Annotated in this window: 15 protein-coding genes, 1 tRNA gene and 1 riboswitch; of the genes, 5 read left to right on the forward strand and 11 right to left on the reverse strand. The window is 44.6% G+C overall.

Annotated elements, in window-relative coordinates; genetic code table 11:
- Positions 1-25 precede the first annotated feature (25 nt).
- The 8 genes from oppC to moaA all read right to left on the reverse strand — a co-directional run bounded on the left by oppC (position 26) and on the right by moaA (position 6,979).
- Positions 26-928, reverse strand: coding sequence for an oligopeptide ABC transporter permease OppC (oppC, locus tag L1076_RS06535; RefSeq protein ID WP_038869373.1), 903 nt, complete (start codon positions 926-928; stop codon positions 26-28).
- Between the two features lie 15 nt (positions 929-943).
- Positions 944-1,864 (reverse strand): oligopeptide ABC transporter permease OppB, encoded by a 921-nt coding sequence (gene oppB / locus L1076_RS06540; protein WP_038869362.1) that lies wholly within the window; start codon positions 1,862-1,864, stop codon positions 944-946.
- Positions 1,865-1,971: 107 nt separating this feature from the next.
- Positions 1,972-3,603 (reverse strand): ABC transporter substrate-binding protein, encoded by a 1,632-nt coding sequence (locus L1076_RS06545; protein ID WP_038869516.1) that lies wholly within the window; start codon positions 3,601-3,603, stop codon positions 1,972-1,974.
- Positions 3,604-4,164: 561 nt separating this feature from the next.
- Positions 4,165-4,620: a molybdopterin synthase catalytic subunit MoaE gene (gene moaE / locus L1076_RS06550; RefSeq protein WP_038881598.1), complete on the reverse strand. Its 456-nt coding sequence runs from the start codon at positions 4,618-4,620 to the stop codon at positions 4,165-4,167.
- A 1-nt stretch (position 4,621) separates the two neighbouring features.
- Positions 4,622-4,879, reverse strand: coding sequence for a molybdopterin synthase sulfur carrier subunit (gene moaD, locus L1076_RS06555; protein ID WP_038869356.1), 258 nt, complete (start codon positions 4,877-4,879; stop codon positions 4,622-4,624).
- A complete protein-coding gene (gene moaC, locus L1076_RS06560) occupies positions 4,876-5,355 on the reverse strand; it encodes a cyclic pyranopterin monophosphate synthase MoaC (protein ID WP_038869352.1) in 480 nt (159 codons plus the stop codon). Before moaC ends, moaD begins: the two co-directional genes overlap by 4 nt.
- A gap of 26 nt (positions 5,356-5,381) precedes the next feature.
- Entirely contained in the window at positions 5,382-5,894 is a 513-nt protein-coding gene (gene moaB, locus L1076_RS06565) for a molybdenum cofactor biosynthesis protein B (RefSeq protein WP_038869350.1), read from the reverse strand.
- 95 nt (positions 5,895-5,989) lie between these two features.
- On the reverse strand, positions 5,990-6,979 hold the full coding sequence (moaA, locus tag L1076_RS06570; RefSeq protein ID WP_237303398.1) for a GTP 3',8-cyclase MoaA: 990 nt from the start codon (positions 6,977-6,979) through the stop codon (positions 5,990-5,992).
- A riboswitch (molybdenum cofactor riboswitch) is annotated at positions 6,968-7,101 on the reverse strand. (Overlaps the previous gene by 12 nt.)
- Before the next feature lie 173 nt (positions 7,102-7,274).
- Between moaA and L1076_RS06575 the strand changes: the two genes are divergently transcribed.
- Positions 7,275-8,168 (forward strand): YvcK family protein, encoded by an 894-nt coding sequence (locus tag L1076_RS06575; protein ID WP_038869348.1) that lies wholly within the window; start codon positions 7,275-7,277, stop codon positions 8,166-8,168.
- Positions 8,169-8,266: 98 nt separating this feature from the next.
- Here L1076_RS06575 and luxU read toward each other — a convergent pair whose 3' ends face one another.
- The 3 genes from luxU to uvrB form a co-directional block, all read right to left on the reverse strand.
- Complete coding sequence (gene luxU / locus L1076_RS06580; protein ID WP_181027902.1) at positions 8,267-8,611, reverse strand: quorum-sensing phosphorelay protein LuxU; 345 nt, start codon at positions 8,609-8,611, stop codon at positions 8,267-8,269.
- Positions 8,608-10,011 (reverse strand): quorum-sensing sigma-54 dependent transcriptional regulator LuxO, encoded by a 1,404-nt coding sequence (luxO, locus tag L1076_RS06585; RefSeq protein WP_038869346.1) that lies wholly within the window; start codon positions 10,009-10,011, stop codon positions 8,608-8,610. The genes luxU and luxO overlap by 4 nt, the downstream gene beginning before the upstream one ends.
- A gap of 313 nt (positions 10,012-10,324) precedes the next feature.
- The gene (gene uvrB / locus L1076_RS06590) at positions 10,325-12,355 is read right to left on the reverse strand and encodes an excinuclease ABC subunit UvrB (RefSeq protein ID WP_038869344.1); all 2,031 of its coding nucleotides are present in this window, start codon (positions 12,353-12,355) and stop codon (positions 10,325-10,327) included.
- Between the two features lie 559 nt (positions 12,356-12,914).
- On the opposite strand from uvrB, the gene L1076_RS06595 reads away from it, so the two are divergent.
- From L1076_RS06595 to rsxB, 4 genes are all read left to right on the forward strand, one after another.
- A tRNA-Asn gene (locus L1076_RS06595) sits at positions 12,915-12,990 on the forward strand.
- A gap of 354 nt (positions 12,991-13,344) precedes the next feature.
- Positions 13,345-15,642, forward strand: a complete 2,298-nt coding sequence (pflB, locus tag L1076_RS06600) for a formate C-acetyltransferase (protein WP_237303399.1) — start codon at positions 13,345-13,347, stop codon at positions 15,640-15,642.
- 312 nt (positions 15,643-15,954) lie between these two features.
- Positions 15,955-16,533: an electron transport complex subunit RsxA gene (gene rsxA, locus L1076_RS06605; RefSeq protein ID WP_005425202.1), complete on the forward strand. Its 579-nt coding sequence runs from the start codon at positions 15,955-15,957 to the stop codon at positions 16,531-16,533.
- A gap of 3 nt (positions 16,534-16,536) precedes the next feature.
- Entirely contained in the window at positions 16,537-17,130 is a 594-nt protein-coding gene (gene rsxB / locus L1076_RS06610; RefSeq protein ID WP_237303400.1) for an electron transport complex subunit RsxB, read from the forward strand.
- The last annotated feature ends 8 nt before the right edge of the window (positions 17,131-17,138 follow it).

A 17,138-nucleotide genomic window follows, 5' to 3' on the forward strand; every position in this document is an offset into this window, starting at 1 on the left:
CTTCCTTTATTCTTTCTATTTTTAATTATCTGTCTTTTGGATCCAGCGCATCGCGCAGGCCATCACCGACGTAGTTGAAGCAGAATAGAGTCACAACCATGAACGCTGCTGGGAACGCCAGCTGCCAGATTGCTACTTCCATTGTTTGCGAACCTTCTTGTAGAAGTGCGCCCCAACTTGTCATCGGTTCTTGAACACCAAGACCAAGGAATGAAAGGAATGATTCTGTCAGAATCATGCTTGGGATAAGCAGTGTCGAGTAAACCGCGACAATACCCAGTACGTTTGGAACGATATGGCGAGTGATGATTTTCCAATTGCTCACACCACAAACATGTGCCGCTTCAATAAACTCTTTACTACGTAGACTTAGCGTTTGACCACGTACGATACGAGCCATATCTAGCCACGCAATAGCACCGATAGCGACGAAGATAAGAACAATATTACGACCGAAAAATGTTACCAGTACGATAACTAGGAACATGAACGGAACCGCGTACAGGATTTCAAGAATACGCATCATGATACGGTCAACTTTACCGCCGATGAAACCAGAAGCCGCACCGTAAAGCGTACCAATCACAACCGCAACCAATGCACCTAGAACACCAACCATTAGAGAGATACGACCGCCAATCAGCGTACGCACATAAAGGTCACGGCCTAAGCTGTCCGTGCCAAACCAGTGTTCAGCACTTGGACCGACGTGCATCGCATACCAGTCAGTGTCATCAAATGTGTAAGGGGCAATCATTGGTAAAAAGATTACCGCCAGTGTCATCAATGTAAGAATGAACAAGCTCACCATTGCCGCTTTGTTACGCATAAAGCGGATACGGGCGTCTTGCCACAAACTACGGCCTTCAACTTCCAGATTCTCTGCAAATTTCTCGACCGCTTCAAGATTCTCTTTTTTCGTTAACATAACCATACTTCCCTGTTAGTAGCGAATTTTCGGGTCAATCATTGCTAGTAGAATATCAACGATGGCGTTGAATAGAATGAATAGGAAACCAATCAGGATGGTTACCCCCATTACTAGCGAGTAGTCACGGTTGAAAGCAGCATTGACGAATAACTTGCCGATACCAGGTAGACCAAAGATGGTCTCGATAACAACCGAACCTGTGATGATACCTACGAAGGCAGGCCCCATATATGACACAACAGGAAGTAGTGCTGGTTTTAGCGCGTGTTTGATAACGATGTAACGGTAGCTTAGACCTTTCGCACGTGCTGTACGAATAAAGTTACTGTTCAACGTTTCTATCATCGAACCACGGGTGATACGAGCGAACGTCGCGACATAGAGCAGTGACATACCGATAACTGGGAGTACGAGGTATTGCCATCCGCCATCATTCCAACCGCCAGCAGGGAATAAGTTCCAGTGCAACGAGAACAGATAGATTAAAGCGGGCGCCAATACAAATGAGGGCATAACCACCCCGAGCATGGCGGTCGACATGATCACATAATCCACCCAAGTATTTTGTTTGAGGGCTGCGATCGTCCCTATGCTTACCCCAAGAATGACAGTAAAGATAAAGGCAATGAAACCTACCTTTGCTGACACAGGAAGAGCAACCGAGATCAGTTCGTTTACTGTGTAGTCTAAGTATTTAAATGAAGGACCAAAGTCACCTTGGAGAACGTTGGTCAGATAAGTCGTATATTGCTCAAATACTGGCTTATCTAGGCCGTATTTAGCTTCGATGTTCGCCATAACTTCTGGCGGTAATGGACGCTCGCTCGAGAATGGGTTACCCGGTGCGAAACGCATGAGAAAGAAAGATACGGTGATCAAAACCAACATAGTTGGGATCGCCTCAAATATCCTTTTTGCGATGAATTTAAGCATAAACTCACTCTTTCAGTCTGTGACAGTTAAAAATTTTGATGATAGGCACCGCACGTCCAGTGATTAGGACGTGTGGGCCTTTTTCTTATAGTCTTGAAGCGACTTTATTAGTCTGCTTTGATGTAAAGATCTTTTGAGTAGATCTTTTCTTCCGCGTTATTTGCTGGGAAACCACCAACATGCGGATTTAGTAGACGAGAACGAACGTACTGGTAGATAGGCGCGATAGGCATATCTTTCGCCATTAGCTGCTCAGCTTCTAGGTAAATTTTGGTACGCTCTTCTTCTGAAGTCGATTTAATCGCTTTGTCGATCAGAGCATCGTACTCTTTATTACCCCAGTGCTGACCACCCGTAGTGTTCGAGCTAACCATAAGGGTTAGGAATGAAGATGCTTCGTTGTAGTCACCACACCAACCTGCGCGTGCTACTTCGAAATCACCTTGGTCTTTAGTAGATAGGTATGTTTTCCACTCTTGGTTTTCTAGCGTTACGTCTAGACCTAGAGTTTTCTTCCACATTGAACCTAGCGCTACCGCCAGTTTCTTGTGGTTCTCATCTGTGTTGTATAGAAGAGAGAATTTAAGAGGGTTGTCTTTGCCGTAGCCCGCTTCTGCAAGTAGACGTGCCGCTTCTTCGTTACGCTCTTTTTGCGTCATCTTACCGTAAGCTGGTAGCTCAGGGTTGAAGTGCGCTGTAATTTCAGGCGTTAGGAAGTAAGCAGGCTTCTGGCCTTGGCCAAGAATTGCGTTTGCTACGATGTTACGGTCAATCGCGTAAGAGATCGCCTTACGTACACGAACATCGTTAAATGGTTCTTTCTTCGTATTGAATGAGTAGTAGTAAGTACATAGGCTACCTTCAACCGATACTGACTCTGGGTATTCTTTCTTCAAACGCTTAAAGTGCTCAGTTGGCAGTTTAGACGTGAAGTCGATTTCACCAGATAGGAAACGGTTCATTTCAGCAACGCCGTTCTCGATTGGAAGGTACGTAACTTTGTTGATAACGGTCTTATCGTTATCCCAGTACTGTTCGTTACGTACAAGTTCAAGACGCTCGTTCACTACCCACTTGTTTACGACGTATGCACCGTTACCTACGAAGTTTTCAGGTTTTGTCCATTGGTCGCCAAACTTTTCGACTGTTGCTTTGTGCACTGGCTTCATTGTTGTGTGGCCAGCCATCATTACGAAGTAAGGAACCGCAGTGTCTAGCTCAACGACAAGCGTGTGATCATCAGTCGCTTTAACACCCAGCTCGCTCTTGTCTTTTTTACCTGCAACGATGTCTTTCGCATTTTTCATCTTGGTGTATTCCATGTACCAAGAGTAAGGCGAAGCCGTTGCTGGATCGACAGCACGCTGCCAGCTGTATACGAAATCTTGCGCTGTTACAGGGTCGCCGTTAGACCATTTTGCATCTTTGCGTAAGTGGAAAGTAAACGTTTTGTTGTCTGTCGTTTCCCAACTTTCTGCAACACCTGGGATAGTATCGCCATCTGCATTTTGATTCACTAAGCCTTCAAGAAGATCACGAATCACATGAGATTCAGGAACACCTTGAGATTTATGCGGGTCAATTGTCGCAACTTCAGTACCGTTACCACGAACGAGTTCTTGTTTGTCAGCAAGTTTAGTGCCTGCTGGAACATCAGCAGAGAAAGCGGTAGTTGAAGTGGCAGCCACTGCCAAACCAGCACCTAGAAGAAGGGCTTTAGTGATTTTGTTCTTATACATGCGTAAAACTCCAAGTTTTTCATTAGCATCCATGACTTCTTTGCAAGGGACTGGAACGGTCAGCATTTTAGAACTTTTTAGTGCACTTTTTGAGCATAAACGTCTAAAACCTTACAAAGACTGCGGCACACATTAGCAATCCTCAAAGTAATTTGCCATAAAAATGTAGCAAAAAAACTAATAATTCTGTAATTAGTGCTCATATTTAGCAATAAATACTAATCAAAAAGTATTGCCTAGCGAAATAAGGATTCAAGCATCCATTTGGCAGCTTAAACTTTCGATAACTCTAAAATCAAACTCTTTGATAGCATCTTATGCTAGATATATGAACAAAAATTAACATTTATGACATATTGAGTCTAATTAATAATTGCATATATCTTGTTTGATATTTTTTATTGTGAACAAGGTCACCGGGAGCAAAAATGGAGGAATACACGGCTTTTACGCACGCTGGAGAATTGGATTGGAGATAACTTGGCAGAGTAAAAAAGAAAAAAGGCCAGCTGCTCTATACATCTGACCTTTTAGGATTAAGCTGTAGAACAAATAAGAGTTCTACTTCTCCCAGCGTTGCGCTGCTTGATGGTCCGTATCACGTGACTCGATCCAGCGATTTTCACTGGTCGTGCGTTCTTTTTTCCAGAAAGGTGCTTTGGTCTTTAAATAGTCCATAACAAACTCACAAGCATCAAAGGCAGCACCTCGATGGGCACTAGAAACACCAACAAAAACGATTTGATCACCAGTGTCGAGATCGCCAACACGATGAATTACACGGATGCCCAATAACGGCCAACGCGATTCGGCTTCGTCACAGATATCGATCAGGCTTTTCTCTGTCATGCCAGGATAATGTTCTAAATGAAGGCCAATGACATTATCACCTAAGTTCATATCACGAACTTTACCGATGAAAGTGACCACAGCACCAGAGGCTGTCCCTTCTGATAGACGCTGGTATTCTTGATCAACAGAGAAGTCTTCAGCTTGCACTGAAACGCGAGGATCCATTTTAGCCCCCTGTTACTGGTGGGAAGAAGGCAACTTCGTCACCTGACTTCACTTCTGCGTCTAGCGGAACAATAGACTGGTTTACTGCGGCAAGCAGTTTACCCGGCTCAAGCGCAAGGTCCCATTTACCCTCTTTATTTACACCAGCATCCACTAAATGTGCACGAATCGCTTCAACGTTATCAAACGCGCCTTCGAGCTCAAGACCATCGATACCAACTAACTCTCGTGTTTGAGCAAAGAAAAGTACTCTAATCATGATTCCGCCTTGAAATGCCCAGATTTGCCACCCGTTTTCTCTAATAAGCGGACTTGCTCGATAACCATGTCTTTTTGCACCGCTTTACACATATCATAAATTGTCAGTGCAGCAACAGAAGCGGCAGTAAGCGCTTCCATTTCCACGCCTGTCTTACCCGCCAGCTTACATACTGATTCGATACGTACTTTATTCTCCGCTTCAATCGCTTCTAGCTGGACTTCAACTTTAGAAAGCAATAAAGGGTGGCAAAGTGGGATCAGGTCCCATGTTTTCTTTGCCGCTTGAATACCAGCAATACGCGCGGTTGCAAACACATCACCTTTGTGGTGTTGGCCTGAAACAATCAGTTGCAGTGTTTCTGGCGCCATGTGTACAAATGCTTCTGCGCGCGCTTCACGAACGGTTTCCGCTTTTGCAGACACGTCGACCATGTTAGCTTCGCCAGACGCATTGATATGTGTAAATTGGGTCATTGTTGTTCCTTCGCTTTTAGGAAAGGTTATACAGATAGGTGTGGCATGAAGTTACAAGGGCGGTGACTCGCGTCTAACTGCTGCTTGATGATCTTCGTCCAACCCGTGCGGCATGCACCTGTAGAACCAGGCATTGCAAAGATAACAGTGTGGTTAGCAAAGCCCGCAATGGCGCGAGATTGAATGGTTGATGTACCAATCTCTTCGTAAGACACCTGACGGAACAATTCACCAAAGCCTTCCACTTCTTTGTCAAATAGTGGCTTAAGCGCTTCTGGAGTACTATCACGTGAAGTAAAACCTGTACCGCCAGTGATCATAATTGCTTGTACGTTTTCGTCAGCAATCCATTGAGAAACGATTGCACGAATCTTGTACATATCATCGATAACGATTTGTTTATCAACAACGTTATGACCCGCTTCCTTTGCGTGCTCAACTAGATAGCCGCCTGAAGTATCGTTTTCTTCTGTACGCGTGTCAGATACCGTTAGAACGGCAATGTTTGCAGGTTGAAATTTGCTTTCAGCGTGACCCATTTGTTCACCTATTCTTTAATTTGATTTTGATACGCAAAGTATCGATTCTGGAAAGTCATCGGAAGCCACGTCAGCTCCCAATGTAAAATCTGAATTTAACCGCCGATAGACGCAAGATGTGGCGTCATACCCGTATTGCCGTCATGCAAGAAGTGACTGACCGATTTTGTTTGCAGCTGGGCTTGAATACGCTCAATCAATTCATTTTCTTGGTCATCACGTTCTAATAGGTCCCGTAACTCTACGCCATGATCGCCGAACAGACACAGGTGCAGTTTACCTTTAGCAGAGACGCGAAGTCGGTTACAGCTCTCACAGAAGTCTTTTTCATAAGGCATGATAAGACCGATTTCGCCCTTATAGTCCGGATGAACAAACACTTGTGCAGGGCCATCATTATGAGAACGAACTTTGAGTAACCAACCGTTAGCAATTAATTGATTTCGAATAGCAACACCAGAAACATGGCGTTTCGCAAACAAATCATCCATTTCACCAGTCTGCATTAATTCGATAAAACGCAGTTGAATTGGACGATCTTTAATCCAGTTAAGGAATGCGGGCAGTTCGTTGTGGTTGAGGTCTTTCATTAGTACCACGTTAACTTTGACTTGCTCGTAACCCACTTCAAACGCGCGTTCGATACCATTCATCACTTCAGTGAACTTATTTTCACCCGTGATTTGATGGAACATGCGAGGGTCTAAACTATCCACGCTTACGTTGATGTTGGTCAAGCCAGCTTCACGCCAGTCAGCAACGTGCTTCGCCATGCGGTAACCGTTTGTCGTTGTTGCGACTTTTTTGATACCCGGCGTGGTTGCGACAGAGTGGATAATGTCAGTAAAGTCTTTGCGTAAACTCGGCTCACCACCAGTGATGCGTACCTTTGAGGTACCACAATCTGCAAACGCTCTTACGACACGATTGATCTCTGGTAGAGATAAAAAAGACGAGTTTTTATTGCCCGATGGCTTGTAGCCGTCAGGAAGGCAATAGGTACATTTAAAATTACAAACGTCGGTCACAGACAGACGCAAGTAATAGAACTTACGATGAAATTTGTCTTCGAATTGTTGCGCCACGGAACACCTTTCCAAACACGGGAGGCATAATCATTTCCAATTATGCCCTTGTGACAGTATGTCACTGGCTCAAAACGCCTATCCTTAGACTTAGCATAGTGAGCTCGGAGTTATGGCAACCAGAGGAAAGCCCCCTGATAGCTTTGCCGTGTAAAATACTTAAAATTTGTAATGGAATCCAGAGCAGAGTGATAAAAAACTCTCTAGAAACACAATTTACCGCTAAGTGAGTACCGTTAAGACACTCATTAAGATAAATTGTAGTCGCTTTTTACAAGATTATTAGAAGAACGTAATGAATATCTACACCAATAAGAAAGTGGTCGCAGTTGGCGGTGGTCACGGTTTAGGTCGAATGCTGGCCGCACTTAATGATTTTGGCAGCAATGCAACGGGCATTGTGGCAACCACTGACAACGGCGGATCAACTGGCCGTATCCGCCATTGTCAAGGCGGAATAGCTTGGGGCGATACACGAAACTGTATCAACCAGTTGATCACAGAGCCATCGATCAGCTCGATGATGTTTGAGTACCGCTTTAAAGGGACTGGTGAATTAGATGGCCACAACTTGGGGAACCTGATGCTCACGGCATTGGATAACCTCTCCGTCCGCCCTTTAGACGCGATCAATCTGATTCGCAATATGTTGAAAGTCGATGTCAACATTCTTCCTATGTCTGAACATCCTTCCGACCTCACTGCTTTGTCTGTAGATGGGCAATGGGTAACAGGTGAAACTAATGTGGATGAAATGGATAAAGATCTTCGCCGATTAGACCTTTCACCAGAAGTGCCAGCAACAAAAGAGGCGGTAACCGCTCTTGCAGAAGCTGACGCCATCATCCTCGGCCCTGGTAGCTTCCTAACGAGTATCATGCCACCGCTACTCTTACCTGAATTGGGGAAAGCAATCGCAGCGAACCAAAAAGCAAAAGTCATTTTTGTGGCGAACCTTAGTCCAGAATATGGTCCAGCGGGTCGCATGACGATGAAACAAAAGCTGGAATGGTGTGAGCGAGCATGCCAAGGCAGACAGATTGATGTCGTACTTGCAGAGGAAACCGATCAAGAGGTTCTGGATAACTGGAATGTGGTCACCGAGTCATTGGCGTCTACCAACCGCGACTGGCGTCATGATCGTGACAAACTTAAGTTAGCGATTGAAAACCAATTGGTTGCAAAATAACACAAGAAGTGGCCTACAATTGAGGCACCTGAGCGTATAAAATGACAAAGCCCTTCACCGACGTGAAGGGCTTTGTTTTTACAAGGTTTAATACAGGGCTACTGCGTCCATAAACGATACGCATCACGAGTAGCGTGAAGCAAGTTTAACATCGAAGTAATGTCTCCCCCCCCTTCTACTAACTCACCTGATTTAGCTTTCTTATCAATCGCTACGGCCAAATCACACAAACGATCAGCCCCAAAACTGGCGGCACTGCTTTTTAAAGCATGACTGATTTCCTTTAGATAGATCAGTTGCTCACTGCCTTGGTATTGCGACAAGTTGGTGATATAGACATCCATTTCTCCGAGGAAAATATCCAGCAAAATAGGAACGTTATCTAGGCCAATTTCCGCGGCCAATTCGTCGATTTTTTGCTGATTCAATACATCCATGCTCATACGTTTTGTTTTTCTTCCCTATTATTCCAAGCTTGCAACTTGCGATATATGGTTGAAGGGCTGACATCTAAGTAGCCCGCAGCGCGTGGAATATTGCCATCACACGCCTGAATCGCCTGCTCGATGGCCATTTTTTCAGTCATCCAAAGCGGCATAATGTCTGACACCGTCATGATTTCAGGTTCAATAAATTTTGAAATCGATTGACGAACCACCGGTTGATTCAGTGGTGGTGGTAGCATGTCCAGAGTAATTTCTTTGCCGTTGTTCAGTACCACGATATTACGCAACACGTTTTGCAACTGACGAACGTTACCCGGCCATTCGTAACTGTTGAAACGTTCAATCACATCTTGTGCAAAACGAATAAAACTCTTGCCTTCCTCGTGAGACATATAGCCCAGCAAAGAATACGCAATTTCGATCACGTCTTCACCACGTTCGCGTAGTGGCGGCAAATGTAAAGGAATCACGTAAAGGCGGTAATACAAGTCTTCACGAAAACGGCCTTCTTGTACTTCTTTCCACGGGTCGCGGTTAGTCGCACACACAAAGCGAACATCCACACTCTTCATCTTAGAAGAGCCTACTTTTTGGAACGTACCCGTCTGGATGAAACGCAATAACTTGGTTTGTAAATCCAAGTCCATTTCACATAGTTCATCAAGGAACAACGTCCCGCCGTCAGCCAGTTCAGCTGCACCTTGACGGTCATTTGCTGCTCCGGTAAACGCACCTTTAACGTGGCCAAACAACTCACTTTCGATCAGATCTTTCGGGATAGCAGCACAGTTGATCGCAATAAACGGCTTATCGCCACGTTTGCTTGCTGCGTGAATCGCCTCGGCACACACCTCTTTACCAGTACCACTTTCACCAGTAATGAAGATACTGGCTTTACTGCTCGCAGCCGAGTCAATGGTGCGGTAAACCTGCTGCATGGTTTGGCTACTGCCGATGAAGCCTTGGTAGTTTTGGTTACCTGGGTTGTCGGCTTCATTCTTTAATTTCGTTGCCTTACGAATCGCGTTATTTACCGTTACGCGCAGCCGATCAGCCTCACAGGGTTTGATTAAGAAATCTTGAGAGCCATGACGCATCGCCTCTACCGCGGTATCGATAGAACCGTGAGCAGTCATGAAAATAATTGGCACATCAGGGTGACTTTTCTTCACCGCGTGCAATACGTCCATCCCCGTCATATCTGGCAGACGAAGATCGAGAAGAATAAGATCCGGAATACGGTGATTCAGGCTTTCGATTGCATCTCTGCCTGTTCCAACAATATTGATATCAATGCCGAGCGGCGTTAGGTAAGAACGGTACAATGCCGCAACGGAAGCGGTATCTTCGACCATTAATAGGTAACGTGACTTTTGACCTTCTGTTATTTGTTGCATAGCCTAGCCGATTTTTTGTTGTGTTTTAAATAATAATCGCATTACGCTTTGCATTTTGCAAATAAACATTCGTTAGATTGTGGGTATTCTAAACAAATTAAACCGAATATCAACAGGTTAAAATATGGCACAAACCATGCTGTTTGTTTAATGACCCCTCGGGTCACCTAGCCAACTGACGTTGTTAGTGAACGATATGTTCACAAAACAAGCCAATAGACCCGACTGCCTATTGGCTTCTTTTTTGTCTGTTTTTTGGGGGAAATATAAAACCCAAATACAAATGCACTCGGGTTTTGGTAGGCCTAAAGAGTTAACTATTGGCAATAAACTGCGCTCGTAGTTTCTCTATCTCATCGCGTTTTTGTGCGGCCAATTCAAACTCAAGATCTTGAGCATGTTGGTACATCGCAGCTTCTAAACGACTGATCTCTTTTTCCAATTGCTGTGGTGACATCACGTCGTAAGACTGCGAAGGTTCTGCCACCTTAGATAATGGTACCTGCTTGGTATTACGCTGGCGCTTAGATTTAGTAATATCACCCAATTCCATGATGTCTTTGATATTGCGTTTCAGAGGCTGAGGCTCAATACCCATCTCTGCGTTGTAAGCTTTCTGTTTCTCACGACGACGATCCGTTTCATCCATTGCTTTTTTCATCGATTTTGTAATCGAGTCTGCATACAAAATCGCTCGACCTTCGATATTTCGTGCCGCACGGCCAATGGTCTGAATCAAAGAACGCTCTGAACGTAAGAAGCCCTCTTTATCCGCATCAAGAATCGCCACCAGTGATACCTCTGGCATATCAAGACCTTCTCGTAACAAGTTGATCCCAACCAGCACATCAAACTCACCCAAACGCAGATCTCGAATGATCTCGACTCGCTCGACAGTATCGATGTCTGAGTGAAGGTAACGCACTCGAACATCATGCTCATGCAGGTATTCCGTTAAGTCTTCTGCCATACGTTTGGTTAGTGTAGTTACCAAAACACGCTCGTCTTTCGCCGCTCTAATTCGAATCTCAGACAACAAGTCATCGACCTGAGTTGCCACTGGGCGAACTTCTAATTCAGGATCAAGCAGACCCGTTGGGCGCACGACTTGATCGGCAATTTCATCTGCAGATTTTTCTAATTCGTAATTGCCTGGAGTTGCCGACACGAAAATAGTTTGTGGTGAGATCGACTCAAATTCCTCAAATTTCATCGGACGATTGTCTAAAGCAGAAGGTAAACGGAAGCCAAATTCCACCAGCGTTTCTTTACGCGAACGGTCGCCTTTATACATGGCACCGATTTGCGGAACCGTCACGTGCGACTCGTCGATGATCAACAAACCATCGTGAGGCAAGTAATCAAATAGTGTCGGTGGCGGCTCACCCTCGGCACGACCACTCAAGTAACGAGAGTAGTTTTCGATACCTGAACAGAAACCCAATTCGTTCATCATCTCAATATCGAATTGAGTACGTTGGCTGATACGTTGTTCTTCCAACAACTTGTTATTGTCTAGTAGTTGTTTCTTACGAACTTCTAACTCAACTTTAATACTTTCAATTGCATCTAAAATACGCTCGCGTGGCGTAACATAGTGCGTTTTAGGATAAATGGTGTAACGAGGTAAATCGCGTTGCTTTACGACCCCAGTCAATGGATCAAATACGCTAATGCAATCCACTTCATCATCAAACATTTCTACACGGACAGCATCTTGATCTGACTCGGCTGGGAAGATGTCAATCACCTCACCACGAACACGGAACTGACCGCGTTCAAATGCGACGTCATTGCGTGAGTATTGCAACTCTGCAAGGCGGCGTAGCATATCGCGCTGATCAATCACATCACCGCGACGCAGGTGCAACATCATTTGTAGATACGATTCAGGGTCACCCAAACCATAGATAGCCGATACCGACGCGACAATAATGGCATCTTTACGTTCTAGTAGTGCTTTTGTAGCGGACAAACGCATTTGTTCAATGTGCGCGTTAACTGACGCGTCTTTCTCTATGAAGGTATCCGTGGTCGGAACATACGCTTCCGGTTGGTAGTAGTCATAGTACGAAACAAAATACTCCACCGCGTTATTGGGGAAGAAAGACTTCATTTCACCATACAACTGAGCAGCAAGTGTTTTATTGGGTGCGAGTAGAATCGCTGGTCGTTGCGCTTCTGCAATAACATTCGCTAATGTAAATGTTTTACCAGACCCCGTTACACCTAAGAGTGTTTGGTGGGCAAGACCGGAATCTAACCCTTCTAGCAACTGCTTGATGGCTGTTGGTTGATCACCAGATGGTTGATAATCAGAGACCAGTTCATAAACTTTACTCATACCCTTCCTCAAAATTACTGCACTTTGGCTGTATATATATACACCTTCAAAGATGAAATCTACGTCTATCTATGATTTATAGCTCATTACTATTAAATTTTGTGCTTTCTCTACTTTGATCTAGCCTTATTTAACACGTTCTGATATAGTCTTTCGCCCTAGTCGATGAAGCGTCTGCACTCATCACGATATAATTTCCACAAGTTTTCCCCAAAAAACACAAAAATCATCCTTTATCCCCAAAAGTGTAAATTTTATCCACTTTGATTGATCTCATAGTAAATTTAATAAATCACTGTTTTACTTGACTAATCAGTGAATATTCTCGCGTAAAAATTCACACAAAGCACACCCAGTTGCATAACAATGATCTTTACTCAGATCTCATCAACATAGTTATCCACAATTTTGGTGGATAACTAACTCCAGCCCTTTACTGGCAAGGAGTACAAAAAAGTAAAGATGTAAAAACTCACTTTTTTGCTCAAAATGTGTTTTTTGGGTGTTGACAGCTTTGTGGGTGCTCGGTAAGATTCGTCCCGCTTTCAAGCAAAGCAATTCCTCCTTAGCTCAGTTGGTAGAGCGACGGACTGTTAATCCGCAGGTCGCTGGTTCGAGCCCAGCAGGAGGAGCCAAATTCCCGAAAAGCCCAGTTGAAAAACTGGGCTTTTTTCGTATCTAAATTCAACGGCTCAGCACCAATAAGCGCCTCAGAGCATCTCGTTGCCAGTACCGTCTTCACTAACTCTAGCGCAACGTCCCTTTTTAAATTCCGCCTTATTTTCTATTCTTAAAGATTTATTTCTTCTTTTTGGCCTTAAAACACAATTAATCCATTGATTTTTATATAAATGCAAAATAATCATTAAAAAAATGAAAAGCATTCATTTTACTCATACAGATTAAATCCATACGATTGACAGGGTTAAGAATGGTTCCGTCCTACTCGTCGCCTCCATTCTATTTATCAATAACTTAGGGATTTACTTATGACTATTCCGACGACTGATATGCTAGACGCATGGGCTGGATTCGCTGCTGGTGAGTGGCAAAACTCTGTCAACACTCGTGACTTCATCCAAAAAAACTACACACCCTATGAGGGAGACGAGTCCTTCTTAGCCGAGGTTAGCGCATCCACTTCAGCATTATGGAACCAAGTGCTTGAAGGCATTAAACAAGAAAGCCGCACACACGCTCCTGTTGATTTCGATACCGATCTGCCATCAACGATTACTTCTCACGATGCGGGTTACATCAACAAAGATCTGGAAAAGATCGTTGGCTTACAAACCGATCAGCCTCTAAAACGTGCAATCATCGCTAATGGTGGTATTCGCATGGTGAAAAACTCGTGCGAAGTTTATGGCCGCGAATTGGATCCAACAGTCGAAAAGATCTTCACTGAGTACCGTAAAACTCACAACAAAGCGTGTTTCGACCTTTACACCAAAGAAATCCTAGCGTGTCGTAAATCAGGCATCATCACTGGCCTTCCTGATGCCTATGGCCGTGGTCGTATCATTGGTGACTACCGTCGTATCGCCCTTTACGGTATCGACTTCTTAAAAGCGGACAAAAAAGAGCAATACAACTCGACACAAACGTTCCTAGAGCGCGGTGGCGATCTTGAGAAAACGCTTCGTCTACGTGAAGAAATTGCAGACCAAGTTCAAGCACTTGAAGACATTCGTCAAATGGGTTTGAAATACGGCATTGATATGTCGCTACCTGCAAAAACAGCGCAAGAAGCGATTCAATTTACCTACTTTGGTTACTTGGCGGCAGTTAAGTCTCAAAATGGCGCAGCAATGTCATTGGGTCGTACATCAACTTTCCTAGATGTTTACCTAGAACGTGATATCGCAAATGGCTTGATTGATGAATCGCAAGCGCAAGAGATGATCGACCACTTCATCATGAAACTGCGCATGGTTCGCTTCCTTCGTACACCAGAATACGATTCATTGTTCTCTGGCGACCCAATCTGGGCAACAGAAGCAATGGCAGGTATGGGGGTTGATGGCCGTACACTAGTATCTAAAACGACATTCCGATACTTACATACGCTCCACACTATGGGTCCTGCTCCTGAGCCAAACATGACGATTCTTTGGTCAGAGCAATTGCCTGAAGCGTTCAAACAATACGCTGCAAAAGTATCGATTGATACCTCTTCTGTTCAATACGAAAACGACGATCTAATGCGTACTGATTTCGACAATGACGACTACGCGATTGCATGTTGTGTGAGCCCGCAGATTGTTGGTCAGCACATGCAATTCTTTGGTGCACGAGCCAACCTTGCAAAAGCACTGCTTTACACTATCAATGGTGGTATCGATGAAAAATCGAAAGCGCAAGTGGGTCCGGTAGTGGACAAAGTACAAGATGAAATTCTCGACTTTGACGCTTTGATGCCACGCTTCGACAACATGTTGGAATGGCTAGCAACACAATACGTCACAGCATTGAACATCATCCATTACTCGCATGACCGTTACAGCTACGAAGCATCACTGATGGCATTGATGGATCGCGACGTGCACCGCACTATGGCGTGTGGTATTGCAGGTCTGTCTGTTGTCGCTGACTCTTTGGCGGCCATTAAATACGCGACCGTGAAGCCTGTTCGTGATGAAGATGGCATCGCCGTTGATTTTGAAATCGAAGGTGATTATCCAAAATTTGGCAACAACGATGCCCGTGTTGATGACATCGCTTGTGATCTGGTTGAGCGCTTCATGAAGAAAATTCAGAAGATGCACACCTACCGCGAAGCAGTGCCAACTCAATCGATCCTAACGATCACATCTAACGTGGTTTACGGCAAAAAAACGGGTAATACACCAGATGGCCGTCGCGCAGGTATGCCTTTTGGCCCGGGTGCAAACCCAATGCACGGTCGTGATGAAAAAGGGGCGGTTGCGTCTTTGGCATCGGTATCTAAACTGCCGTTTGCTTACGCAAAAGATGGTATTTCTTACACCTTCTCAATTGTGCCTAACGCGCTGGGTAAAGATGACTTGAGTCAGAAGAAAAACCTAGCCGCGCTAATGGATGGTTACTTCCATCACGAAGCAAGCAACGAGGGCATTGCGATTGAAGGTGGTCAACACCTTAACGTCAACGTTCTGAACCGAGAGATGTTATTGGATGCGGTTGAACACCCAGAGAAATACCCTCAGTTGACGATTCGAGTATCCGGTTACGCGGTACGTTTTAACTCGCTAACTCGAGAGCAACAACAAGACGTGATCAGCCGAACGTTTACAGAAAAACTGTAATCGCGAGATTGTAAAATAATCGAAGCTCATGCCTCTAACTCATTAGGGGGATGAGCTTTTGTCGTTTCTGGCAAACCATACGAAGTGATACCAAAACCATCAACAACGCGTGCGTTAAATCAGTGGCGGTAATTGCGTTTTTCTTTGTTAACAACCATTCACCAAACTTTTCAATTTCTTATTAATTCATCCGCTCACATCACATACACGTATAATTTTCCATCGGGTGCATAAAACCACACCGTTCTCTGGTTGTTATTGGTGTCACAAAACACGATAATATTGGGATCGGATTTTAAGAACGTAATAACTATGACCGAATATATTTTGTTGTTGGTCGGCACTGTGCTGGTGAACAACTTTGTACTGGTGAAGTTTTTAGGCTTGTGTCCTTTTATGGGCGTGTCTAAAAAACTGGAAACAGCAATTGGCATGGGCTTAGCTACAACTTTTGTACTAACGCTCGCGTCTGTGTGTGCATACTTGGTGGAAAGCTATGTTTTGCGTCCACTGGGCATCGAATATCTACGAACCATGAGCTTTATTTTGGTGATCGCTGTTGTTGTACAGTTCACCGAAATGGTCGTGCACAAAACCAGCCCGACGCTGTATCGTCTGTTGGGTATCTTCCTACCGCTGATCACAACGAACTGTGCGGTTCTGGGTGTTGCTCTGCTTAACATCAACGAGAACCACAACTTTATCGAATCGATCATTTATGGTTTTGGCGCAGCGGTTGGCTTCTCTTTGGTACTGATCCTATTTGCGTCAATGCGTGAACGTATTGCCGCTGCTGACGTACCTGTGCCATTTAAAGGCGCATCGATTGCGATGATCACCGCAGGCCTGATGTCTCTTGCCTTTATGGGCTTTACAGGTTTGGTGAAGTAAACGATGAGTACGATTTTAATTGCGATCATCGCTCTTGCTGCCCTTGCCGCTGTATTTGGGGCCATACTTGGTTTTGCATCGATTCGCTTCAAAGTCGAAGCGGACCCGATTGTCGATCAAATCGATTCTATTCTTCCTCAAACTCAGTGTGGCCAATGTGGCTACCCGGGTTGTCGTCCATACGCAGAAGCAATCGCGAATGGCGATAAAATCAATAAATGTCCTCCAGGTGGTCAAGCAACCATTGAAAAACTGGCGGACCTAATGGGCGTTGAAGCGGAAGAGTCGGCACACGATCTCGACAGCAAAGTCAAAACCGTTGCTTTCATTCATGAAGACATGTGTATCGGTTGTACCAAGTGTATTCAAGCGTGTCCTGTCGATGCGATTGTTGGTGGTACTAAAGCCCTTCATACCGTTATCAAAGACGAGTGTACCGGTTGTGACTTATGCGTGGCGCCTTGTCCAACTGACTGTATTGAAATGATTCCTGTGGAAACTACCACAGAGAGCTGGAAGTGGAAGCTTAACGCTATTCCAGTAGTTGACATTACGGATGCTGCCAATGCAGCGAACGTGACTGATTCAATTAAATAAGGTTTCGT

Source organism: Vibrio sp. MMG023 (assembly GCF_021654215.1).
Taxonomy (GTDB): Bacteria; Pseudomonadota; Gammaproteobacteria; order Enterobacterales; family Vibrionaceae; genus Vibrio; species Vibrio jasicida.